General features: G+C 39.4%; 22 protein-coding genes. 13 read left to right on the top strand and 9 right to left on the bottom strand.

Annotated elements, in window-relative coordinates; translation table 11 throughout:
- Window positions 1–48: 48 nt before the first annotated feature.
- A complete protein-coding gene (locus EHQ52_RS14305) occupies window positions 49–702 on the bottom strand; it encodes a glutathione S-transferase family protein (protein WP_135615874.1) in 654 nt (217 codons plus the stop codon).
- A gap of 177 nt (window positions 703–879) precedes the next feature.
- Between EHQ52_RS14305 and EHQ52_RS14310 the strand changes: the two genes are divergently transcribed.
- The 6 genes from EHQ52_RS14310 (at window position 880) to EHQ52_RS14335 (ending at window position 10,202) form a co-directional block, all read left to right on the top strand.
- Window positions 880–1,662 (top strand): SDR family NAD(P)-dependent oxidoreductase, encoded by a 783-nt coding sequence (locus tag EHQ52_RS14310; RefSeq protein ID WP_167492221.1) that lies wholly within the window; start codon window positions 880–882, stop codon window positions 1,660–1,662.
- 18 nt (window positions 1,663–1,680) lie between these two features.
- Window positions 1,681–2,865, top strand: a complete 1,185-nt coding sequence (locus tag EHQ52_RS14315) for a sterol desaturase family protein (protein WP_135615876.1) — start codon at window positions 1,681–1,683, stop codon at window positions 2,863–2,865.
- A gap of 718 nt (window positions 2,866–3,583) precedes the next feature.
- Window positions 3,584–5,812 carry a hypothetical protein gene (locus EHQ52_RS14320; RefSeq protein ID WP_135615877.1) on the top strand — a complete coding sequence of 743 codons (2,229 nt, stop codon included), beginning with the start codon at window positions 3,584–3,586 and terminating at the stop codon, window positions 5,810–5,812.
- 203 nt (window positions 5,813–6,015) lie between these two features.
- Window positions 6,016–7,197, top strand: a complete 1,182-nt coding sequence (locus EHQ52_RS14325) for an acyl-CoA dehydrogenase family protein (RefSeq protein ID WP_135615878.1) — start codon at window positions 6,016–6,018, stop codon at window positions 7,195–7,197.
- 87 nt (window positions 7,198–7,284) lie between these two features.
- Window positions 7,285–9,456 (top strand): 7TM diverse intracellular signaling domain-containing protein, encoded by a 2,172-nt coding sequence (locus EHQ52_RS14330; RefSeq protein WP_135615879.1) that lies wholly within the window; start codon window positions 7,285–7,287, stop codon window positions 9,454–9,456.
- Window positions 9,457–9,563: 107 nt separating this feature from the next.
- Window positions 9,564–10,202: an START domain-containing protein gene (locus EHQ52_RS14335; RefSeq protein ID WP_135615880.1), complete on the top strand. Its 639-nt coding sequence runs from the start codon at window positions 9,564–9,566 to the stop codon at window positions 10,200–10,202.
- Between the two features lie 11 nt (window positions 10,203–10,213).
- Here the strand turns inward: EHQ52_RS14335 and EHQ52_RS14340 are convergent, their stop codons facing one another.
- Complete coding sequence (locus EHQ52_RS14340; protein WP_244244899.1) at window positions 10,214–11,149, bottom strand: LIC_11366 family protein; 936 nt, start codon at window positions 11,147–11,149, stop codon at window positions 10,214–10,216.
- 63 nt (window positions 11,150–11,212) lie between these two features.
- Here EHQ52_RS14340 and asd point away from each other — a divergent pair, with 63 nt between their 5' ends.
- The 3 genes from asd (at window position 11,213) to EHQ52_RS14355 (ending at window position 14,359) form a co-directional block, all read left to right on the top strand.
- On the top strand, window positions 11,213–13,435 hold the full coding sequence (gene asd / locus EHQ52_RS14345; RefSeq protein ID WP_135615881.1) for an archaetidylserine decarboxylase: 2,223 nt from the start codon (window positions 11,213–11,215) through the stop codon (window positions 13,433–13,435).
- Window position 13,436: 1 nt separating this feature from the next.
- Entirely contained in the window at window positions 13,437–13,766 is a 330-nt protein-coding gene (locus tag EHQ52_RS14350) for a DUF971 domain-containing protein (protein WP_135615882.1), read from the top strand.
- A 185-nt stretch (window positions 13,767–13,951) separates the two neighbouring features.
- On the top strand, window positions 13,952–14,359 hold the full coding sequence (locus tag EHQ52_RS14355; protein ID WP_244244900.1) for a hypothetical protein: 408 nt from the start codon (window positions 13,952–13,954) through the stop codon (window positions 14,357–14,359).
- 48 nt (window positions 14,360–14,407) lie between these two features.
- On the opposite strand, the gene ilvA is transcribed toward EHQ52_RS14355, so the two are convergent.
- The 7 genes from ilvA to EHQ52_RS14390 form a co-directional block, all read right to left on the bottom strand.
- A complete protein-coding gene (gene ilvA / locus EHQ52_RS14360) occupies window positions 14,408–15,940 on the bottom strand; it encodes a threonine ammonia-lyase, biosynthetic (protein WP_341867185.1) in 1,533 nt (510 codons plus the stop codon).
- 32 nt (window positions 15,941–15,972) lie between these two features.
- Window positions 15,973–16,407 carry a DoxX family protein gene (locus EHQ52_RS14365; RefSeq protein ID WP_135615883.1) on the bottom strand — a complete coding sequence of 145 codons (435 nt, stop codon included), beginning with the start codon at window positions 16,405–16,407 and terminating at the stop codon, window positions 15,973–15,975.
- Between the two features lie 32 nt (window positions 16,408–16,439).
- Window positions 16,440–16,661, bottom strand: coding sequence for a hypothetical protein (locus EHQ52_RS14370; RefSeq protein ID WP_135615884.1), 222 nt, complete (start codon window positions 16,659–16,661; stop codon window positions 16,440–16,442).
- A gap of 132 nt (window positions 16,662–16,793) precedes the next feature.
- A complete protein-coding gene (locus EHQ52_RS14375) occupies window positions 16,794–17,264 on the bottom strand; it encodes an SRPBCC family protein (RefSeq protein ID WP_135615885.1) in 471 nt (156 codons plus the stop codon).
- A 68-nt stretch (window positions 17,265–17,332) separates the two neighbouring features.
- Window positions 17,333–17,788 carry an SRPBCC family protein gene (locus EHQ52_RS14380; protein WP_135615886.1) on the bottom strand — a complete coding sequence of 152 codons (456 nt, stop codon included), beginning with the start codon at window positions 17,786–17,788 and terminating at the stop codon, window positions 17,333–17,335.
- A 30-nt stretch (window positions 17,789–17,818) separates the two neighbouring features.
- Window positions 17,819–19,378: an MFS transporter gene (locus tag EHQ52_RS14385; RefSeq protein WP_135615887.1), complete on the bottom strand. Its 1,560-nt coding sequence runs from the start codon at window positions 19,376–19,378 to the stop codon at window positions 17,819–17,821.
- 62 nt (window positions 19,379–19,440) lie between these two features.
- Window positions 19,441–19,800 carry an ArsR/SmtB family transcription factor gene (locus EHQ52_RS14390; protein WP_135615888.1) on the bottom strand — a complete coding sequence of 120 codons (360 nt, stop codon included), beginning with the start codon at window positions 19,798–19,800 and terminating at the stop codon, window positions 19,441–19,443.
- Between the two features lie 278 nt (window positions 19,801–20,078).
- Here EHQ52_RS14390 and EHQ52_RS20090 point away from each other — a divergent pair, with 278 nt between their 5' ends.
- From EHQ52_RS20090 to fliO, 4 genes are all read left to right on the top strand, one after another.
- Window positions 20,079–20,252: a hypothetical protein gene (locus tag EHQ52_RS20090; protein ID WP_167492216.1), complete on the top strand. Its 174-nt coding sequence runs from the start codon at window positions 20,079–20,081 to the stop codon at window positions 20,250–20,252.
- On the top strand, window positions 20,249–20,449 hold the full coding sequence (locus EHQ52_RS14395) for a DUF2283 domain-containing protein (protein ID WP_135615889.1): 201 nt from the start codon (window positions 20,249–20,251) through the stop codon (window positions 20,447–20,449). The genes EHQ52_RS20090 and EHQ52_RS14395 overlap by 4 nt, the downstream gene beginning before the upstream one ends.
- 160 nt (window positions 20,450–20,609) lie before the next feature.
- The gene (fliN, locus tag EHQ52_RS14400; protein ID WP_135615890.1) at window positions 20,610–21,686 is read left to right on the top strand and encodes a flagellar motor switch protein FliN; all 1,077 of its coding nucleotides are present in this window, start codon (window positions 20,610–20,612) and stop codon (window positions 21,684–21,686) included.
- Window positions 21,683–22,471 (top strand): flagellar biosynthetic protein FliO, encoded by a 789-nt coding sequence (gene fliO, locus EHQ52_RS14405; RefSeq protein ID WP_135615891.1) that lies wholly within the window; start codon window positions 21,683–21,685, stop codon window positions 22,469–22,471. The genes fliN and fliO overlap by 4 nt, the downstream gene beginning before the upstream one ends.
- The last annotated feature ends 15 nt before the right edge of the window (window positions 22,472–22,486 follow it).

Below are 22,486 nucleotides of genomic sequence, written 5' to 3' on the forward strand. Positions count from 1 at the left end.
TTTTCTCAAATAAAAACGCGGCGCACAAAATCTAAGTTTAGATCCTCTCTATTTGCGGAGTCTTTTTAAAGCTTTCATCACGACTGACTTTGGTTTGTCCACTTTTGCAGCGTTTGGATTTTGCATCATCATATCCAAATACGCTTGTAGTCCTGGAATTTCGAAAAGTGGATTTGGAGAGATCCAATCCGCGATATGATCATTTATGATCTGAAAGGTGGCAAACGCAGAACAATCTGCTGCAGTGAATTCTTTGCCTGCAATATAAGGAGAAAATTTTGCCATTCTGGAAAGAGCCTTTGCTCCTTTTTGGATGGAAGCTCTTGTGAGCTCCACAGTTTCAGGTGTGATAGTTTTTCCTTCTACAATCGACTCGTACAATCTGCGCGCAGGAATATCTATATAATTTTCGATAAAGGATATAATCGTTCTAACTTGAGCCGCTTCGAATGGATCTGCTGGGATCAAACGTTTGGTATTGGGATAAGCGTCTTCTAAAAATTCCAAAATTGCTTGGGACTCTACCAGGTATTTTCCATCTACTTCCAGGTAAGGAATTTTTCCCATGGGGCTTTTTTGTAGGAACTCCTCGTCTTGGGAGAAGGGAGTGCGAATTTCTTCGAACTCCAAACCTTTTTCTAAAAGTGCCAATTTGACCTTATTCGTATAATTGCTGATCGGATAACCGTGTAGTTTTATCATAAGAGCCTAGGATCATCCATTTAGAAGCAGGATGGTAAAGTCTTTTTCAAGTATTCGTTAAGAAAGAATAGGAACTTGGATGAATTTCTAATTTCTACTTTCCTGAAAGGAAATCTAAATCTAAAATTGGCTGCGAAAAAAGAAATTATACTCTTTCAAAAAGGAATCTTACAGATCATGAAAAAAACAGCATTAATTACCGGAGCAAGTGTAGGCATCGGTTACGAAATTTCTAAATTGGCCGCTAAAGATGGTTACGATCTAATACTCGTAGCAAGAAATCTCAAAACCTTAAACTCAGTAAAAAAGGAAATGGAAAGTTTGGGAGCAAACGTAGAAGTCCTTTCCGCAGATTTATCCGACCCAAAAACTCCTAAAAAAATTTACGACTTCGCCAAAAAGAAAAAAGCCATCGTAGATCTTTTAGTCAATAACGCAGGCTTTGGAACAAACGGAAAATTCCATTCATTAGATCTGAAAGAAGAGTTAGACCTTATCCAAGTCAATGTAATATCTCTTGTTGAGTTAACTCATCTTTTTTTGAAAGATATGAGAGAAAGGCATTCTGGAAAAATTTTGAATGTGGCTTCTACTGCTGCTTTTCAACCAGGGCCAATGATGACGAATTATTATGCATCTAAGGCGTACGTTCTATTCTTCTCAGAAGGTCTTGCAGAAGAAGTTCGTAAAGATGGTGTGAATGTTACCTGTCTTTGTCCAGGACCAACTAAAACGGAATTTTTCAAACGAGCAGAAATGGATAAGTCCGCGATCTTAAATAGTGGTCTTGTTCCTAAGGCAGATGCGGCTTATGTAGCTAAAGTAGGTTACCAAGGAGTGAAAGCAGGTAGAGCTGTAGTGATCTCTGGAGTAGCAAACAAAGTAATGGCACAATCTGTTCGGATCTCTCCTAGGTTCTTGGTCCGTAAATTGGCAAAATTTTTAAATACAGTAAACTAGATAGAAGAGTGTGGGGATATGCAAGAAACGATTTTGGACAAGGCGGTTCCTTTTTTCCTGGGACTGGCCTTGATAGAATTTATATGGGGAAGAAGGAAATCAGTTTATAGATGGAATGATTCTGTTTCTGATCTGGCGACCGGGATTTTATACTCTTTTACCGGAGTTATAATTACTTTAGGAGCTATTCTTCTATATGATAAAATCAGAATATATTATTCTGTCCAAAGTCTTTTTCATTTTGGAGAATTTCCATCTTCTTCTCCTTTGCTAAAAACAACTGAGGGTTGGCAATTTAACCTAGAGTCGTTTCTTGCATGGACATTTGTTCTGCTTGCTGTGGATTTTATTTATTATTGGTTTCATAGGGCAACTCATGAGATCCATTTTTTATGGGCATGCCATGTGACCCATCATTCCAGTGAGGAATTTAATCTAACAGTTGCGCTTAGACAATCTATGTTCCAAAGGATTTTTGAATATGCCTTCAATCTTCCTTTGGCATTGCTTGGAATTCCTTGGTGGATGTTCTTTATCTGCCATGGAATTTTGAAGATCTACCAATTCTGGGTCCATACTAGATTGATTGGAAAATTAGGTTGGATGGAAAAAGTGCTTCTGACTCCTTCTCATCATAGAGTTCACCATGGAAGAGATCCTGAATATTTAGATAAGAATCATGGTGGAATACTCATCCTTTGGGACCGCTGGTTTGGAACGTATGCTGAAGAGAAGAAGGAACCCATCTACGGATTAACAGAACCTCTTCCTACATTCAATCCTATCTGGGCAAATTTGCATGTATATATTTCTCTTTGGAATTTGGTAAAGGCTACTCCTAGTTGGAAAGATAAACTTCTTCTTCTTATAAAAAAGCCTGATTGGAGACCTGAGTCTTTGGGGGGAGAGAAGAAGGTCCCTGAAATAAACAGATCCACATATACAAAATTCGATCCGATAATTTCTAATTCCAGAAAGGTATATGGAGTATTGCAGTTTATCCTTCTTGCGGGACTTTCTGTATATCTATTGAAACTTATAAAACTCGGAAAGATGTCTTTTGTATTATATTCAGGTTTTGGAGTTTGGTTCTTTTTTGCATTTTTAAGTTTAGGTCTTGTATGGAATGGAAGAACTAAGATGGAAAAATGGGAAGTCCTGAAGTTTGCAGCCTTAAGTGTTTTGATTTATATTTTTTATTAAATATGATTTATTCGAAACGTTAAGACAAATCGGTTTTGGTCTTTTCTATCTAAATCTTTTTTAATACATTCTAAAATGAATCGACATACATTGCGATTTATAGAGATTTAAGCATTCTATGAATCGCAAATTTGTTTTTCAGACGCTATTATTTCTATTTTTTCTTCTTCTTCCATTTATTGTTCCTTTGCTATTGACTTTAACCGCGAAGGACTACGGATTTGATCCCAAATTTATTCTGACCTCAATATGCGGGACAATGTTCCTGCAAGGAGTTTTGCAACCTATCCTTTCTAGGAAATCCTCTTTAGAAGAATCGTGGGGTTTTGCCTGGCGTTTTGTGAACGGTTTGAACTTACTCGGAATGTTAATTATCGTTTCGATCAGTTTTATATATTTTCTAGACAATGAATTTGTTCTTTCGAAATCGAAATATGGTGAAGACCCAAAAAATTTTGTTGGGTTGGCTTTTTTAGGTAGTCTGGTCCTATTTTTGGCAATCACCATATATTTCTATAGTTACGATTATTTACATAAAGATAATGGAATATTCGCTAAAACCAGGGATGGCCTAGAATTTCTCGGGGTAATTTTAGGGATGGGGGTCTTTCTTTTTCTAATTAGATTTCAACACCTCTATATTTCTTCCGAAAATATGGGTTCGTCCGAAACGATTCCGGAAACGTATTTATATCCCTTTTATACAGGATTTTCGTATTTGCTCTATCGAGTTTTTAAATTTATAAGACGAGAGGGCAAGGGTAATATAGTCATCATAATTTCTTGTCTATTGATCGCGTTAATCGTTACTTTTTTCGAAAAATTTAATCTTTTCTATGGACTTGGAATTGCTATCCTACCTTTCCTTCTGGTCCTGATTTCTAAAAAAAGAAAATCGGACTGGGGACAATCGATTTTTATTCTAACGTTTGCAGTTTGTATTTCTCATTATCGTTTGAATTGGGTTCATTCGATGAAGGACTATGTTGTTTATCAATTCCCTCATCATGTTTCCTTTGTCTTATTTTTCTTAGGTGCCTGGAGATACTCCGTTTTGTTTCAGGAAATTAAAAGTTTTAAACAAAATACGCTTTGGGGTCAGATCTTGTTTGTTTGGGAATCACTCTTTGTGATTCTCTATTCTGGGATTGCGCTTTATAGTGAATTCCATTCGGGAATATATACGGCGAGTTTAGGAGTTTTTCACAGCCTTATTGTTCATCTCATTTTTTTACTTTTGGGTTTGACGATCCCAAATCTATTTTCTTCGAGATTGGAAATCCTTTCTTCTCCGAAAGAGTGGATACAAAGTTATTCAAAATCTGTTCCGGTTGTCTTACTATTCCTTTCATGCTTACTCTCATTTTTACCCAATCAAAGGAAAGTTTCCCTTGGAACGGATTTTGGAGTCGGAACGAGTGTTGAGAAAATTAAATCCGTTTTAGGAACTCCAGATCTGGAGGATAACGGAACTTTGAAATATTATAAAATATTAATTGATGGTGGACCCGTCAATTCGAGTGAGAAAGAACCTCGTTATTCATATTTGTTGGAATTCAATACGACGGAAAGTTCCTGTGGAGAGAATAAGGAACAACTTGTCAGCGGGATAACCGTACGACCATATCCTGATTTAAAAAACTATCCGTATCATCCCTTTCGAGCCTTAGACATAGAATGGAATGGTGTCTCTGGTTGGGACACTCCTAATCCAAGCCTTGAAAGTTTAGGAGAGTTAATTACGAAATCCAATGTCGCTGCCTATACAGAAGACGAGGATTCTAATCCGGGAGAAGGTGGACCTCTTTATTTAAATCTACCCTTACTTGGAAAATCTGGGATTCTGCCTGTTACTTTCTCGTATTGGAATGTGAAACGGAATGTTTTACTCACTTATCTCTCCGTTGGTCAAAATTCCAAAACTTGCCAGCTATATTCTAATCTTGGTCGCGGTGTTAAAAATAAAATTCTTGATTCGGCGATTTTTTCCCAAGTAGAGCCGGTGAATGATATCAGTTTTGTTGTGCCTGAAAATATTGCACTCTATTCAGAGCCGAAAGAGGGTTCTAAACAAATTCTTACCTTACTCAAGGGAATGGTTTTGCATCCTAAGGTCCGTTTAAGAAAAAATTCAGAATGGAATGGTAAATCGGGAGTTTGGTATTTTTATGCTGGAGGTTGGGTTTTCAGTTCTTTACTAGAAGCAGGTTCGAATTTAAAACCGTCGGATTATCCATTAATTTCTGCAGATCAGAAAGAAGTTTCATCGAAAGAATTGTATGAGAATGCGAAAAAATATTGTGATCTTACGAAACAAAAATATAAACCCACTTCCGGTAGTCTTTCATGGAGTTTAATGGAAAGAAAAGTCAGAATTCCAATGAGACTCGGAAAGGTAGAATCTACAGAAGAATATGCGTATCTCTCAGTTTTCCCTTTCGATTTTTACGAGCTTGATTTTTCCAATGTCTCAACTGATGAGACTGTGAATGAGTTTATAAGCCAGAACGTGCTTACTTCCGCTTATTTAGGAAACACGATTTCAGAGCCGTTTGAGATCATTGTTGCAGGAACTTTTTCCTGGAAAGCAGAATGTAGGCCAACAAATTTGAATACATTCTTATCGAGTATCACTACAAAATTCAAGGAGGAGGAAGTTTATTTTACTTTTCCTCAAGACGATCTTTTGGATTTCGGAACTTTTAAAACAATCAAAGGAAAGTTTTTTCTATCATATGAAAACTATGAAAAGGCCCAAAAATATTGTTCTAATCTAGGTTTGGAATTAATAAAGGAATCCGAATTAGAGGAATTGGTTGCCAAAGGTGGAAAATTCAAACTACCGATCAATATGGAAACGAAAGGGTATTATTGGTCTTTAGAAAAAGGCATTGAGTCCAATGTTAAAGTAAGTGAACCACTCCGTACAATTTGTGTTTCTAGATAATGCCTTAAATTTATATTGCTAAATGTCCTAGTTTGGAATCTAAAATAATAATTTAGAACTTCTCCTTTAGTTCGTGTAACAAACAATCCAATGATTCTCGCAAGCGAAGAGAAAAGCTTCGCTTGATCATTCTATACCTTCTTCTAAAGATTGCAAAGGAATCAAAATCTAAATTTGAAAAAGAATATCATCGGGAGGCAAGCTTGAATTCACCGCTTCAATTCGAATTACCAGAGGAATTACAACAACTCAGAGAACTGGTCAGGGACGTAGTCAGAAAAGAAGTCGTTCCGAACAGAATGCATTACGACGAAAATAACGAGTATCCAAAAGCTATTTTACAAAAATTTAAAGAAGCTGGATTATACCAGGCATTGTTCGACGAAGAACATGGTGGACTAGGTTATGGAATGATGGGAGGGATTGTCCTCGCAGAAGAAGTTTCCTGGGGATGTTTGGGAGTAAACACTGCATTCACTTCTACCAAACTAGGAGCTCTGCCAATCGACGTAGGCGGAACCAAAGCTCAAAAAGACAAATGGCTTCCTCTTCTTGCTTCTGGAGAAAAAACTGCTGCATTTGGTTTATCTGAACCTGGGGCAGGTTCCGATGTTCCTGCGATGGCGACTACTGCAGTAAAAAAAGGGGACCGTTATGTTCTAAACGGAACCAAACAATGGATCAGTAGTGCAGGCCAAGCTGATATTTATACTGTGTTTGCAATGACTGATAAAGGGAGAGGTCCAAGAGGGATTTCTTGTTTTATCATAGAAAAAGGTACCAAAGGTTTTTCTTTCGGAAAGAAAGAAGACAAGCTGGGGATCAGATGTTCTGAAACAAGACAGTTGATCATGGAAGACTGCGAGATCCCTGAAGAAAATCTTTTGGGTGGAAAAGAGAATATGGGATTCTTGCATGCGTTCAAGACTCTTATACTTTCTAGACCTGCAGTTGCAGCAGGTGCAGTTGGTTTAATGCAAGGTGCATTCGATGCCGCAATTGAATATGCAAGAGAAAGAGAACAGTTTGGAACTACAATTGCTTCTTTCCAGGCAATTCAACATATGCTTGCAGACATGGCCATCAAGATAGAAGGTTCCAGACTTCTAACTTACAAAGCAGGAGTTTACGCAGAAACTTTCCATAAAGACGCTGCGAAATTTTCCGCAATGGCAAAATGTTATGCGTCCGATTCTTCTGTCCAAGTTGCGTCCGACGCAGTGCAAATTTTTGGGGGTTACGGATACACGAAAGAATACCCTGTGGAAAAATTTTATAGGGACGCTAAAATCCTTCAGATCTACGAAGGCACAAGCCAGATCCAGAGGAATGAAATTGCTGCAGGACTCATAAAAGATGCAGCATCTAAAACCAAAAAAGGCTAAAATCCTCTTTTAGTCTCTGAAGGGAGAATTTTGACTTGCTTGCCGACAAGGTACAGTCAAACTTTTCCCTCCGGTTTTTTAGAAAGAGTGAAAAGGTTTTTGGACATCCAGAATTTTTTACCTTGGAGAGTTTTTTGTAAACTCTCGTTCATTCTTTTAACCTTTTCCTTTTTCAGTCCGATTTTCGCGTTCGATCCTTCTTCTCTTCCGTACGATGGAATTTCTTTGGTCCCTCACGCTGAGGTCTGGGCGGACGAAGATGGGGATACCAACTTCGACAAAATGCAAAAGAAGGAGTTTTATCCACTCACTTCGGCGAGTTTAGGTTATTCGGACCAAGCTCATTGGTTCAAGATCCCTTTAGAAAATAAATCTTCTCATACTGTTTATTGGATTTTGGAAATCCATTATAGCCAATTGGACAAGGCAGAATTATACCTGGCTTCCAAAGGGGACAAGGTTTTGTTTCGTGGGGGAGATCGGATCCCTTTTAGTGAAAGGCCTATCCAATATAGATTTCCAAGTTTTCCCTTAGAACTAAAAGCAGGGGAGAAGGACACAGTTTATCTAAAGATCCAAACTAAAAGTTCCGTGAATTTTGCTGCCTTCGCTTATAAATCAGAGGACTTTTTTTCTAATATAAGTAATGAGCAGATTTTACTTGGGATCTATTTCGGATCTCTTTTGGTAATGGCTTTATACAATCTGTTTTTGTTCTTATCTACAAAAGAAAAAACGTACTTAGCATTTTTCGGATACGTGGGCGCTGGGGTGCTCGCTCAATGGTCACTTCATGGATATTCTTTCCAATTTTTTTGGCCGAACTCAGTTGTTTGGGCAAGCCATATCATCACTTCTTTTACATTTTTAGTTTCCGGGACCACTGCAGATTTTATCCGCTTATATTTCGACGCACCTAATAATTATTCGAATTTTAATAAGTTACTAAGAGGAATATCAATTTTATCTTATATACTTGTGGTGGCTGGATATTTTTTCCCATTTGGTTTTGCATTAGCGCTGTACGTGTTTTTGTCCACAGTTACCTTGGTTGCGATCTTATATCTGGGCTTCCAGGGATTTTCAAGAAATTTAAGACCTGCACTTTTCTTTTTGGGAGCTTGGCTTGCGTTAGTTACTGGAGCATTTGTATTCATTTTACGTTTTTCGGGGATCATTCCTCATACTATTTCTTTGGCTTATTGGGGAGTGGAGCTTGGAACTGCAATGCATATTCTTCTTTTAGCGTTAGCATTAGCGGATAGAGTGAGTGATCTGTCCAAAGATCTTTCTTCCAAGGTAGAGGATTTGAATGAGGCAAAACAAGCGATTGAACAATCCGAACTTAGATTTAGGAATTTATTTGAAGGTGCTGAAGAACTTCTTCTTACATTGGACCAAGAAGGAAATATTAAGGACGCAAATCGTACTCTTTCCAGGCTCACAGGCTATAAGCCTGCAGAAGTCGAAGGTAAAAATTTCTTAGATCTGATTTACACTTTGGACACACAAGAAGGTTCTATCGTTCTTCTTCTTGCAAAAGAAAAATTAGAAGAACATTTACGGACAAGAAAGACAGTAGAATTCCATTCTGAATTCAAACAGAAATATGTAATGGAACCTAAGCCAGTAAAGATCCGACTTCAGTCATTTGAAAGTGAGGCGGGACGAAAGGTATTAGGTAAAGTTTCAGAGATCTCTGAGGATATTCTATCTCGATTTTTGGTCTCTGAGAGTATGCATTTCACAGTGAATAATTATCTTAGAAATGCGGATATCTTGAGTAGACAGCTCACTTCTCATTTAAGCCAGTTTGCAGGTTCAGAAGTGATTACTGCGATACGCACTTGTCTTAGAGAAGTTTTGATCAATGCAATTGAGCATGGAAACCTAGGGATCAGCTTCGATGAAAAAACGGAAGCGATGAAATCCGGAAATTATATGGAGTTTATCCAGAAAAGACAGAGAGAGGCTTTTTACGGGGCAAGGAACGTAAAAGTGGCTTATTCCTTAAATTTAAAACGGATCGGTTTTGAGATAGAAGATGAGGGCGATGGTTTTGACTTTAAGAAGATGTTAAACTTGGACGGAGAAAAACTGAACGAGGAAAGTTATACCCATGGACGTGGGATCATGATGACTCGAAAAGTTTTCGATGTGGTGAAGTTTAACGAAAAAGGAAATAAGGTCCTTCTGATCAAATATCTCCAAAAACCTCTGAAATACAAAAGAGAACCTAGTTCCTTAGATATTGATTAATATTTAGGAACTTATAAAATTTCATCCTATTTTACGGTTGATCTGTTCTTAGATCCAGTTAAATCATTGGTTCGATTTTGAGCGTCGCCGAGAGGTTTAATATTCTTATGAAACAATTATATCTTATTGTTTTTCTTTTAATCCCAATGCAGTTATTTTCTTGGGATTTGGAGAAGGAGAAAAATGGGATCACCGTCCATACCAGAGAAGTAGAAGGTTCTGAGTTAAAAGAATTCCGTGGTAAAGTAAAATTGAAAGCGGATCTGAATACAGTGGTCTCTTTAATAGAAGACAATCCGAATTACGTGACTTGGTTCAAGGACTGCAAATATGCAGAAGCAGTTAAAGTTTTGAATACAAGAGAAAAGTATATTTATATCCAAAATGGCGCTCCATGGCCAGTGAATGATAGAGACTTTGTGGTCCATACAGTTTTCAGTCAGGATAAAAATACTGGAGCGGTGACTTATTCGATTCGGTCTATTGATAGTATAGTAGCAGAGAAAAAAGGACTCGTAAGAGGTACTCTCAAAGGATTTTGGAGATTGGTACCGGTCGGAGATGAAATAGAAGTCACCTACCAGATCTTAAGCAACCCGGGAGGAAGTATCCCAAGTTCTATTGCAAATTTTGTAGTAGTAGATATCCCCTACGAAACATTAAAAAAAATGAAAGAGAAGGTGACTGAGTCTAAATATATCAATTCTCCCAAACACCCTGATCTGGTTCTTCCGGTTTCTAAATAGGTATTAGGATTTTATAATTTATAATTCACGCCGAAAAACAGTCCGCCATATGCGGACTGCATATCCAGCTTTCTGGAATATTGATTAGAGAGTAATATATTGTCTTGGTTTGCAGATTCGGTAAGAGGAGAAACTCTTCCGTCCTGTCTCACATAGAAAGCGGATGTATTTCCGTTAAAGGATCCATCAAAAGAAGTGATATTGATCCAAGCTAAATAAGTTCCGAAACTTAAGCTGACTCTTTCATTGATCGGGTGGATTAAGGAACCTTCTAATCTAAATTCTAATCCACTTCCTCTCATATTTCCATTTTGTTGGTAATATTCTTTTCCATCCGTGGCGTAACCTTTTGTTACCCATAATGCTCTTGTGATCCCGAGTCCGAGCCCGGTTTCCCAGCGAAAGTATCTGTTCAGTCTACCTTCTTGCCAGACCATTCCTAAAATATAAAAACTTTCCATTTGGAAATTCAGATTTGTGTAAAAAGGTTCAGAGGTTAGATTTGTAAGATGAAATGGATCGAAATATCTGTATCCACCTATAATCCCGATCTTAAAATTTTCGCTCAGTCTGGTCCTGGCTAAAAATTCTCCTTGGATACTTCCTCTTGTGTTTTCCTGTTTTGTTTGGCTTGCTACTAGTGGATTCAAGTTGGAAGTAAAACCGTTTAAATTCTGATCGAATCTATTCGGTCCTCTCATTCCAAAACCGAATCTGGCTCCAAATTCCCATTTGTCCGCCGGCTCAGAAGCTCTGTTTTCAGGCATTTCCTTCAGTTTAGGCGTGGTTGTGACACTTTCTTCTGCACTTAAGGAACTCATTCCAAATAGAATTCCAGCTAGAACGATAGAATAGAAACTTGCTCTTCTTCCTTTGAGGCCCGACGGCTTTTTAAAAAGGAGTGGTTTTGGGACTGGATGCGTGAAAACTGTGTAGGAGCCCGGCATGCTAGCAGAATTTTCCGGGCCTAGAATTGTAAAAGCCTTTATTTTAAGGAAAGATTAATTGGGATGCTGACTACTAAACTATTTCCGTTCCTGGATTTGGATCTCCTAAAACCTTATTTCTACTTTTTAGTTTTTATAGGGTTGTACCTTACCTTCCGTTTGAAGTTTCCTCAAGTAAGGTTCCTATTTTTAGCGTTTAAAATTTTTTCCGGGAACATGGACTACAAAGGTTCCCGAGGACGTTTGGTACATTCTCAGGCATTCTATGCCGGAACAGGTTCCTCTTTACTTCCTGGAGCAGTGCTTGGTTCCGCATTGGCATTGGTGCTCGCAGGTCCGGGAGTTTTAGTTTGGATTTGGCTTTCCAGTTTTCTGATCATGCCACTCCGTTTTGTATCTTCTACACTCGCGATCCGATTCAGGATCAAATTGGAAAGTGGAAGATATCTTTCTGGCCCAATGTATTTTATAGAAAAAGCGCTTAGAGCTAGATGGCTTGCTATCGCTTTTTCTTTGGCCTGCTTACTAACAGTACTTTCTATGGGAAGTGCTATGCCAATTTTAGGAGCTTCCTTTTTAGCACAGAATGGACTGGACATCCAAGGGATGACAGTTCCGTTTTTAGTTTCTATCATAGTAGTATTCGTAGTATTAGGTGGGATCAGAAGGATCGGAAGAGTTTCTTCTTATATTGCTCCTATAGGTTTAATTCTATTTTTCTTAAGTTATGTTCTATTGTTTAGAGATCATTTAGGAAACTTTTATGCGTTTCTGGAAGCAGTCTTTAAAGATGCAATGCAACCATTCTCTCTCTTACTTGGAGGAGGATTTTCTCTCGCAAGAATATTCAGTACTGGAACAGGGATGTTCTTCTTATCCACAGAAACTGGGATTGGAAAAAGTGCCGGGGTAGCAGGAGTGGTTCGTACTGATTCAGCTGCTAAACAGGGAATCGTGAGCATGCTTGCCACATTTTTCGAAGGATTTGTGATCTCTACTTTAGTGATCTATGCATTATTCTCCTTCGGGGTAAAAGATCTTGAGTCTGTTAAAAACTTCTTATCCGTATTGATAAACGGCCCAACAGATCCTGCAAGACTTGCTTTGATGGCGTCCTTCTTATTATTCTCAATAGTAGCAATTTCCGGATGGTTCTATACAGGAGAACAAAACGCTAGATATATTTTTGGAGAAAAATTCGCAAACGCGTATCGAATTCTTTTCATAGCTTCTCTACTTGGTTCTGCGTATGCTTACGTTCAATACGGAGAAGAATTCCTATTACAAGTATTCGGTATTGGTTATGGGCTCGCACTTATTACTGCAGTTCCAGTTCTGATCAGCTTAGTTCTATTGGCTAAGGTGGCTCAAGCCGAACTCCGGAAATTCTTAGAGGGTGGGGCGCATTACGAAATTTTTAAAGACTTCTATCTTCTTCTTCTTTCTATCTTACCTAAAAACTTGGTCTCCTTATTATTCGGGATCTTGGCTTCCTTAAGACTGCCTCGATTTATCATGATCCCAATATTAAAGGCATTTGCAAAAGCTTATAAGATTAATTTGAATGAAGCAGAGTTAGAGATCCAAGAGTATAACTCTTTAAACCAATTTTTCACCAGAGCATTAAAAGCTGGGGCAAGGATCATAGATTCTGCGGAGAACGCGCTTGTTTCTCCTGTAGATGCAAGGATCACAGGTTTTGGAGATATTAACGATCAGGTTATCTTACAAGCAAAAGGTGTGGATTATAACCTAAAAGAATTGATTGGCGGGGAAAAATACCTTTCTAAATTCCAAAACGGAAAATATATCACATTCTATCTTTCTCCTCAAGATTATCATAGGATCCATTCTCCTGCATATGGAAGAATATTAGGATATTATTATGAACCTGGAAAACTTTTCCCTGTAAATGAATTAGCAGTTTTCGGGATCAGAGGACTTTTCCCTAAAAACGAAAGATTGATCACATTCTTACAGACCGAATTCGGATTGGTTGCAGTGATCAAGGTGGGAGCTTCCAACGTGGGTCGTATACGTGTGACTTACGATAAAAAGATCATCACGAATACTCTCATTAGAACCACCAAAGAAGAAGATTATAAAGATGTTTCTATCATGATCGAAAAAGGTGCGGAACTCGGAAGATTCGAAATGGGTTCCACAGTGATTTTGATCTTGGAAAGAGATACTTTCGATTTCGCGGATCTTCCTCTGAATGAAAAGGTGACTTATGGAACCACGATCGGAACTTTCAGAAAACAGTTCTTAAAACTTCCGAGATAATATGAGTCTTAGTTTAAAAGCTACTACACCAGAAACCATAGAATTCGATGAGAATATTCTAAAAATAGAATGGAAAGACGGAGTTATCTCCGAATTTCCCCTATTAGAACTCAGGAAAAGATGCCCTTGCGTGGTTTGTAAGGGCGGTCATGGCGGGAAAGTAGGAGCTACGACTGGTGGTATTACAGAGGCCAAATTATTATCTTTTTCCAAGGTGGGAAGATACGCGATCAATTTGGTCTGGGGAGATTACCATAATACTGGGATTTACAGCTTCGATTCTCTCAGATTGTATGCTCAGGGAGAACCTGGGGATCTGGGAATTCCCTGATTCTGTCTCGAACTACTCTTTCTAACTAAAATATGCCCTTTCCAAAGCCGAAATTAATAAAAGGCCTAACGGAGGGAGACAAAAGGGTGATCTTAAAATTCTTGAATCGGGTCCTTTTTGTCTTTCTAATATTTTCTGTATTTGCGTCCCTCTCTCCGGAAAAGAAAAAGGAGCCGAATTCTCCTTTGAACCTGACCATTCCTTTCGATTGGTTTCCTATGGAACCATTTGCAGGAGGAATTTTTGCAGCAAAAGATTATAATGAGTCTACAAGTGTTCTAATTACTCGAAAAGAATTAACGGAAACCATAGATCACGGCGCCTTAAATCGAGAATTCCAAATTGGTATTATCGACTCTATCAAAAAGGGGAATGGTCGGATTATAGAATTCGGAGAATTAGAAGTAGCAAGCCGCCCCGCTTTTAGAGTCTATTATAAAGATAAAGGAAGTAATCTTCATATTCTTCATATCACCTTATTTAAGGAAAACGTAATGTATGGGATCATGTTCTTCTGTTTGGGAGAAGATCCTGGTCAAAGATATGATGTCCAAAAAATGGTGAAAAAAGCCTATTTCAGAGTAGATACCTGAGAATATAGCTTAAGGTCGTTGTGTCCATCTCCTGGCTTCAGGCTTCAATCAAACATTGTGTAAAAACATTTTATAAGCTGGATTATCCGTTTCTTCTTCATAAGGATAACCTAGATTCTTTAGCCTATCTCTAAAACGTTCTCTATCAGAAGAAGGAACCTGAAATCCGACTAATACTCTTCCGTAATCTGCTCCATGATTTCTATAATGGAATAATGTAATATTCCAGTTTGTACCTAATGATTCCAGAAATTTTAGCAAAGCTCCTGGACGTTCTGGAAATTCACATCTTAGAATGATCTCATCTTTAAGCTCCGAAACTCTTCCACCCACCATGTAACGGATATGGATCTTAGCAGTTTCATTTGCACTGATATCCAGAACCTCGTAGCCTAAGGATTCTAATTCGGAGATTACCTTTTCTTTTTCGGAATGAGCACCTTTTAGTTTTAATCCTACGAATACATGTGCTTGTTTGTCAGTTGCATATCTATAATTGAATTCAGTGATGATCTTATTCCCTAAAGTCTGCACGAATTTTAAATAACTTCCAGTTTTTTCAGGGATGGTGACCCCGAGTAGAATTTCTCTGGATTCTCCAATTTCTGCTCTTTCTGCAACATGTCGCAGCCTATCAAAATTCATATTAGCGCCACTATTGATTGCGATAAGTGCTCCTGTTCGATTGGGATTTTGGGTCGTATAAGATTTTAATCCTGCAAGTGATAATGCACCTGCAGGTTCTGCAATCACTCTCATGTCTTCGAATATATCTTTAACTGCTGCGCAAATTTCGTCTGTGTTTGCTACTAGTAAATCATCCAAGAGTTCTTTGCAAATATTGAATGTTTCTTCACCCGCTTGTCTGACTGCTACACCGTCCGCAAATAATCCAACTCGATCTAAGATTACTCTTTCGCCCGCGGAAATTGCTTCTTTCATAGAAGCTGCGTCCGAAGGTTCTACTCCAATGACTTTGATCTCTGGTCTTAAAAATTTAATATAAGAAGCGACTCCTGCTGCTAAACCTCCGCCTCCAATTGGAATAAAAACTGCTTCGATAGGATCTGGATACTGTTGTAAAATTTCGAGACCCACTGTTCCTTGCCCTGCAATCACATCAGGATCATCATAAGGGTGTATAAATTTTAGCCCCTTCTCCTTTTCTAATTTTCTAGCATGAGAATATGCTTCATCAAAAGTATCTCCATGAAGGATTATCTCTGCTCCGAAATATTGAACTGCTTCTATTTTGATGGATGGGGTAGTGATAGGCATTACAATGATTGCCTTGATCCCTAATTTTTGAGAAGAGAGTGCAACTCCTTGTGCATGATTTCCTGCAGAAGCGCAGATCACTCCTGATTTTTTTTCCTCAAGTGAAAGTCTGGAGATTAGATTGTATGCTCCTCTAATTTTAAAGGAGAAGATTGGTTGTAAATCCTCCCTTTTTAAGAGAACGGAAGAATTTAATCTTTGGCTCATTCGGATCATTGGGTCCAAGGGCGTATGGACCGCGACATCGTAAACTCTCGCGTCTAAAATTTTACGGATATAATCTATCACTAAGGAAATCCCCAAGAGCAAAACCGCTCTCAGGGATAGAATTTAATTTACTCGGATTTACTTCCAAAGATTTTTTGATCTAAAGAGAATCTTCCGGCTCCAACTGTTAAGAATACCAGAGAGATCGTGAAAAATACTCCTGCCAATTCGTAGGATCTCCCACCGGTCAAATTAATAAAAGAATCTCCCAAGATTACCGAATGGAAGTAAGCAGCTACGATCATTGTGCATACGATCCCGAAAGAAGCGAGTCTTGTTAAAAGCCCGATCACCCAAGCAATCCCTCCTCCAAATTCAGAAAGTGCCGCTAAAAACTGAAAAATAGCAGGTACAGAAGAATCAGGCCCCATCCAATGAAGAGGATCTTGTATCTTTCCCCAGCCATGCAGTATGAATGCGTATCCACATACAACTCTCGCTATTAAGATTGCGACATCCGCTTTTATATTCAGGGTTTCGTTTTTAAATATGTCTAAATTCATCCAATATTCCTTTAAATTTTAATAATGTTATTCTATTCGGATCCTTGGATCCTGCGGAGAAGTTCCGCCAATCTTTCTAAGGCTTCTTCCCAGAATCGGCTTATCTCTTGTTTTTTTTCTGGAACCGAAAATAAGGCCGTAAAAAAGATCTTTTTCTTACGAAAAATATCATTCTGAGTTTCTTTCGTCCGAATCTCCTTTTTATCGGAAGATTTATGAAAATAGTGGGAGTATCCTCCCACTTTTGAGTCCATCTTAAGCTCCGGCTCTTTTCCTTTTTTGGAAAGGAAAGATGATGATCCAAAAACTTAGTATCTGCAACGGATTTATTTTCATATTCTGTTTCCTTAATGTTTATTTTTTATTTTGTTTCCCATCCAGGGTAATTAAGCAAAAATTGCTGTAAGTTTATCAAGAGTTTGAGTCCAACCTTCTTCCATACCTTCCACAGCAGGATAAAGTTCCGGATCCACCTTGATTGGAAGTGCACGCACTTGGAGTTCTGTTTGAGATCCTTTGTCCGCAAATAGAATGGTGATCTGAATTTCAGCCCCAGGTTTTTTACCATCCATCTCGAAGGCGATATAAGAAGAGAATACGATCTTTTCTAGGGCAACGATCTCCTTATATGTACCATTCATAGGATTGATCCCACCTTCCGGATCTTTCATATGGATGAGTATCTTTCCGCCAGGACGAAGATCCAATTGGCAGAGAGGAGCAGTAAAACCATGAGGACCCCACCATTGAGATACCATATTAGGATCTGTCCAAGCCTTCCAAACCAGATCTCTTGGCGCATTTAGAGTTCTGGTCAGTATCATTTCCTTAAATTCAGGTTGTTTGATCTCGTTCACAAACTTCTTCTCCGCGTTTTAAAAAATTATTATATTCGAAACTGCTTCGGGATTTCTCCGAATCCTATTTATTTCTTTTCCAAGAAATTTTCTAGACGGCCAAGAGTTTGTCTAAGTCCTTCCAACGCGTAATCTGCAACGTTTCTAATATCATCTTCGCTCGGAAATCTGGATCTCATTGTAAGTTTGGTTTTGGAACCTTCCTCTTCGAAAAGAACAGTCACATGGAATTGTTTTGGATTAGAATCGTCTCCATGATCATAGACCAATTTTTCAGGTTTAACAACTTCGATGAATTCGATACGGTTAGGGTAATCTACTCCGTCGGGGCCATGCATTATAAATCTCCAGATTCCTCCAGGTTTTACACTCATTTCATGAATGGTATTTGTAAAACCGTTTGGTCCCCACCAGATCGCCACGTGTTTTGGGTCAGTCCAAGCATCCCAAACTAATTCTCTTGGGGCATCAAATGTTTTAATCCCTATAATTTCTTTTCCAACTACTGAAACTTCTGCTTTCATTCTATTTTCCTTATTTATATACTATTAATATTATCTGGCTGCTTTTTCTAATTCTGCAGCTGCTTGCGGTTCTTTTTTATCTTTCAAAATGAAGAAGATCGCAAATGCCAAAGCGATAGAGATCCCAACACTCAAGTAAGAAACAAAATGTAATGAATCAGTGAATGCACCTTGGGCAGTGCTAAGCAGGATCTGTCTGCTTGGCTCCGGAAGTTCTTTTGCAACAGCTACCGCAGAAGCTAAAGTATTATGAGAACTTTCCCATTGTTCAGGAGTAAGTCCTGGAAGATCGATTGAATTGATCCTGGATTTGAAGATCGCAACGCCTATACTTCCAAGCACTGCAATTCCTAAAACTCCACCAAACTCAGCAGCTGTTTCCGAAATAGAAGCTGCAGCTCCCGCTCTTTCTGGAGGCGCAGAACTAACGATGATATCTGTTCCAAGTATCACAACAGTACAGATCCCGAAGGACATGATTATAGATCCGGTTATTATCATCCAAATTCCGTTCTCAGTATTGATCAGAGCATAAAGGAGCATACCGATCGCAAGTAAAACCAGACCACCTAACATTACATATAAAGGACGCATATTGCGAGCGATGATAGGTATTGTAAGAGAACCGATGATATTACCGGCCGCTCCAGGAAGAGTCCAAAGTCCTGCTTCTAAAGGAGAAAGTCCCAAAACCAATTGTAAATATTGAGAGATGAATAAAAAACCTCCTAGTCCTACAAAGATGGTCATCGTATTTCCAATAACGGCAGCGCTGAATGTAGGAAGTTTGAACAACTGCAGATCAATCATTGGATCTGTAAGAGTAGTCTGTCTTTTGATAAAAACTACTCCGATCAAAATACCGGTAAGTATGGTAAGAATAGGAATAATCCCGAAGCCATTCTCTGCGATTTGTTTTAATCCGTAGATGATAGAAAGAACTGATACAAGGGATAATACAGCACTAGGCAGATCCATCTTCCCTGCATTAGGATCTTTGAATTCAGGAAGAAGTCTAGGTCCAACGATAAGAAGAAGGATCATAACCGGAACACTCATTAAGAAAACTGAACCCCACCAGAAATATTCCAGTAAGACTCCGCCCACAAGAGGACCGATTGCTCCACCAAGTGAAAAACTCATTCCCCAAATACCGATCGCAAAAGTCCTTTCTTCCGGATCCAAAAACATATTACGAATTAATGATAGGGTAGAAGGAGCTAAAGTTGCCGCTGTGATCCCTAGGATCGCACGGGTCAGGATCAAAATTTCGGAACTAGGAGAGAATGCTGCAAGAACAGATGCCACTCCGAATGCGGCTGCTCCATAAAGAAGAAGTTTACGACGACCAATTCTATCTCCCAAATTTCCCATGATTACAAGAAAACCTGCAACTAAGAAACCATAGATATCCATGATCCATAATTGTTGCGAAGGACTAGGATTCAGATCTGCAGTCAGTTGAGGGGCCGCAAGATAAAGAACCGTTAAATCCATTGCGTATAGCAGGCAAGGCAGCGCAATTACTGCCAGGCCGATCCACTCTTTTTTGGTGGCCTTTGGTGTGTTTTCAGTTTTAGTTTCAGACATTCTGAATGTACCTTTTTATATAATTCTAATATAGCACCGGGACAAATTCCCGATGAACCGATCTATTTTTCTGACTCTTTACTTTTAGCTTGGAGTTGTTGTAGATATGCATCCAAACGATCCAAACTTTCTTCCCAGAAATGACGGTAATGATCTAACCATCCGGAAGCTTCCTTTAGGCCATCTGGTCGGATCTTACAAGGCCTCCATTGCGCCTCTCTTCCCCTTTCAATCAGCCCTGCTTTTTCCAAAACCTTTAGGTGTTTAGAAATCCCGGGCAGACTCATATTAAAAGGTTCCGCCAATTCCTTAACAGTTGCCTCTCCGGAGACCAAATAGAGAAGGATCTCTCTTCTTGTTGGGTCTGCCAGAGCCGCAAAAGTATTACTCAGTCGATCAGATTGTGTGTCGTATTTAACCATTTAGTTAATTTACCATTTGGTAAAATACGGGACTTCCAATCGCCCGTCAAGTCCAATCTACGCAAAAAATTGGAAAAATTGGGTATAGGGGGGCATTTTGGATAGGTTTACTAAGAGGAAATTCGAACGAGGCGCAGGAAGATTACAGGGCGAAGGGGGAATATGGGGACCGACCTGATTTATTCTCCGAGCAAGAGCATTAAGTCCGGAAATGAAATTGCGTGAGATGTACGCGTTATTTCGAAACGAATGTGCTACCGCGGAGGCCAGAGATCAGAATGGAATGGGTGATTGAGACGATTTCTAATCCTGACTATAAGGTCATCCAAATTGATAAAAGATTTCGTTATTGGAAATGGATTGACGGAGCCCAAAAATACCTTCGAGTTATTACCTTAGAGGATCGAGAAACGATCCATAATGCGTTTTTCGATCGAGGTTTTAAAAGATGAAGATTAGGCATTTTCCTGAAACTGATTCGATCTATATTGATTTTGCCGATCGCCCTTCTGCAGAGACCCAAGAGATAAATGTGGATGTAAATATTGACTTAGATGAAAGCGGAAAACTCGTAGGCATCGATATCCATGGGAATGCGTCCAAATACGTGGATCTTTCTTCTTTCTTGATTGAGACAATCGAGACCTGATTTATTTTTTACGAAAATATACTTGTTTTTGGTCCCGAATCGGGGTTTCATCTAGTAGTTCCCGGCCTTTTCCCACCGATTTTCTGAGCAAGAAAAAAAAGGGTCGACAAATTTCTTTTTATTATGTCTCCTAATCCAAAACTAAGAGAGAGTGCCCAAGATGGGTGAAGGATCCCTTTCCCAGGAAGAAATAGACGCCCTTTTAGCGGGTGCAAACGATTCATTTGATCCAGGCGGTAGCATGGCTGCCGGAGGCGGGTCCAAGGAAGCTGCCGGTCTTTCTCCGGTAGATAGGGACCTTCTGTCCGATTTTCTCTCCCATTGTTTTATGACTGCGGGAAATACCTTAGCGGCCATTCTTTCCAAAACTTCTAACTTTATGAATCCAACTTCTGAGGCAAAATCTCGGAAGGATGTAGAAGCGGAACTTAAGTCCAACACGTTTTTATTATATTCTACCTATTCAGGAAATCTGAATGGAAGAGTGGTTCTTGCAATGGGCGCGGATAATGCGGCTCGTATTGCAAACATGATGATGGGTGGCTTCGATTCAGGTGGTCTGGACGAGGGCCAACTTCAAACTCTAAGAGATAGTTTGACTCCAATTATGGGAGCACTTCAATCTCAGATCGCAGCTAAGACTGGCGGTGGAGTGAATGGTTCACCTGCAGAAACGAGGCATGTAACTTCTCCAGCTGCACTAGTGCTTCCGGAAGGTGATCCTCTTGTTCGCACCTTCTTTAACTTAGCGATAGAAGGACTTCCTTCTTTTAGAGTTCAGTTCCTTCTTTCTTTATCTATGGCGAATGATATTCTCTCTCTTTCTAAAAGGTCCGGAGGAGGAGGAGGGGGAGGCGATTATGGTGGCGGTGGCTACCAAGGCGGAATGGGCGGCGGCGGAATTTCCCAAGTGGGAATGAAAGGAGTTTCTTTCCCGAACCTTGCTACTGCGAGCGGCGCCCAAGGCACTCCGAACCTAAACCTTCTCATGGACGTTCAAATGTCTGTGACAGTTGAGCTTGGAAGAACCAAGATGTATATCAAAGATATCTTAGGTTTGGGAGAAGGTTCCATTATCGAGCTAGACAAACTTGCGGGTGAACCAGTGGACCTTTTGGTAAACGGCAAGTTGATTGCGAAGGGAGAGGTTGTGGTCATCGACGAAAACTTCGGTGTGCGTGTAACGGATATCGTAAGTCCGGCCGATAGGATCAAGCCGGAGTCGGGAGGCGGATGAGCCGAATTTTTCAAACGATCCATTCGTTTTTTTCAGGATTCGGCTCCCTCGCTTTGGCGTTCGGAGTCTTTTGTATTTTATCGGGTATTGGCGGGAGTTTGTATTCCCAAGGTTCCGAAAGAGAACAAATGGACGAAGTTCTTAAAAGAGAACTGGGCACGGCTGATAAAAAAACGCCTGAATCATCGGCTCCTTCTACTCCTAAACAAGAAGAGAAGAAGGAAGCAGCCACTGAATCAGCGCCAAATCCTGTGGAAGAAAGATATAAGCCTGTTTCCGATGGGCCGAGTCTTGCGGGGATCTTATTTAGGATCGTTCTTGTATTAGGAATTCTTTGTGGAGCTGCGTATTGGGTTTTAAGAACTCTCGCAAAATCCAGAGAAGGTTCTCTTCCCGTTAGAGGAGAAATGAATCTTCTGGGAAGTTTGAATCTTGGCACAAACAAACAGCTTCAGATTGTAGAAGTAACTGGGCAAATTTTCGTATTGGGTGTGGCAGATAACGGTATTAATTTAATCTCCGAGATTACTGATACGGAGACTAAGGCGAGACTCCAGAGAATGAGAGACGAATTTAAACCTCCTGAAGGTGGTTTTTTGGTCACTGCTTTGGAACAATTAAAGGATTTGAATATTCGTCTCTCCGGAAAATCGGAAGATGAAGAACAAACTCTTCGCCAAACTCCTGGTGAAAGAAAAGAGAAACAGAGAAAACTCAAAGAGAAGTTAGACGAAATCAAAAAGGAAAGGAATAATCTGGAGAACGGATTATTCGATTTGAACTAGGGGGAAACGGGAGTG

It is taken from the genome of Leptospira koniambonensis, assembly GCF_004769555.1.
In the GTDB taxonomy this organism is placed as follows: domain Bacteria; phylum Spirochaetota; class Leptospiria; order Leptospirales; family Leptospiraceae; genus Leptospira_B; species Leptospira_B koniambonensis.

Excerpts from the sequence above, each read along its gene's own strand:
- EHQ52_RS14310 (WP_167492221.1), top strand. The coding sequence starts at position 880 with ATGAAAAAAACAGCATTAATTACCGGAGCAAGTGTAGGCATCGGTTAC.
- asd (WP_135615881.1), top strand. The coding sequence starts at position 11,213 with ATGCTGACTACTAAACTATTTCCGTTCCTGGATTTGGATCTCCTAAAA.
- fliN (WP_135615890.1), top strand. The coding sequence starts at position 20,610 with ATGGGTGAAGGATCCCTTTCCCAGGAAGAAATAGACGCCCTTTTAGCG.
- EHQ52_RS14385 (WP_135615887.1), bottom strand. The coding sequence starts at position 19,378 with ATGTCTGAAACTAAAACTGAAAACACACCAAAGGCCACCAAAAAAGAG.
- EHQ52_RS20090 (WP_167492216.1), top strand. The coding sequence starts at position 20,079 with ATGGAATGGGTGATTGAGACGATTTCTAATCCTGACTATAAGGTCATC.
- fliO (WP_135615891.1), top strand. The coding sequence starts at position 21,683 with ATGAGCCGAATTTTTCAAACGATCCATTCGTTTTTTTCAGGATTCGGC.
- EHQ52_RS14390 (WP_135615888.1), bottom strand. The coding sequence starts at position 19,800 with ATGGTTAAATACGACACACAATCTGATCGACTGAGTAATACTTTTGCG.
- EHQ52_RS14335 (WP_135615880.1), top strand. The coding sequence starts at position 9,564 with ATGAAACAATTATATCTTATTGTTTTTCTTTTAATCCCAATGCAGTTA.
- EHQ52_RS14350 (WP_135615882.1), top strand. The coding sequence starts at position 13,437 with ATGAGTCTTAGTTTAAAAGCTACTACACCAGAAACCATAGAATTCGAT.
- EHQ52_RS14380 (WP_135615886.1), bottom strand. The coding sequence starts at position 17,788 with ATGAAAGCAGAAGTTTCAGTAGTTGGAAAAGAAATTATAGGGATTAAA.
- EHQ52_RS14340 (WP_244244899.1), bottom strand. The coding sequence starts at position 11,149 with ATGCCGGGCTCCTACACAGTTTTCACGCATCCAGTCCCAAAACCACTC.
- EHQ52_RS14305 (WP_135615874.1), bottom strand. The coding sequence starts at position 702 with ATGATAAAACTACACGGTTATCCGATCAGCAATTATACGAATAAGGTC.
- EHQ52_RS14370 (WP_135615884.1), bottom strand. The coding sequence starts at position 16,661 with ATGGACTCAAAAGTGGGAGGATACTCCCACTATTTTCATAAATCTTCC.
- EHQ52_RS14315 (WP_135615876.1), top strand. The coding sequence starts at position 1,681 with ATGCAAGAAACGATTTTGGACAAGGCGGTTCCTTTTTTCCTGGGACTG.
- EHQ52_RS14395 (WP_135615889.1), top strand. The coding sequence starts at position 20,249 with ATGAAGATTAGGCATTTTCCTGAAACTGATTCGATCTATATTGATTTT.
- EHQ52_RS14365 (WP_135615883.1), bottom strand. The coding sequence starts at position 16,407 with ATGAATTTAGACATATTTAAAAACGAAACCCTGAATATAAAAGCGGAT.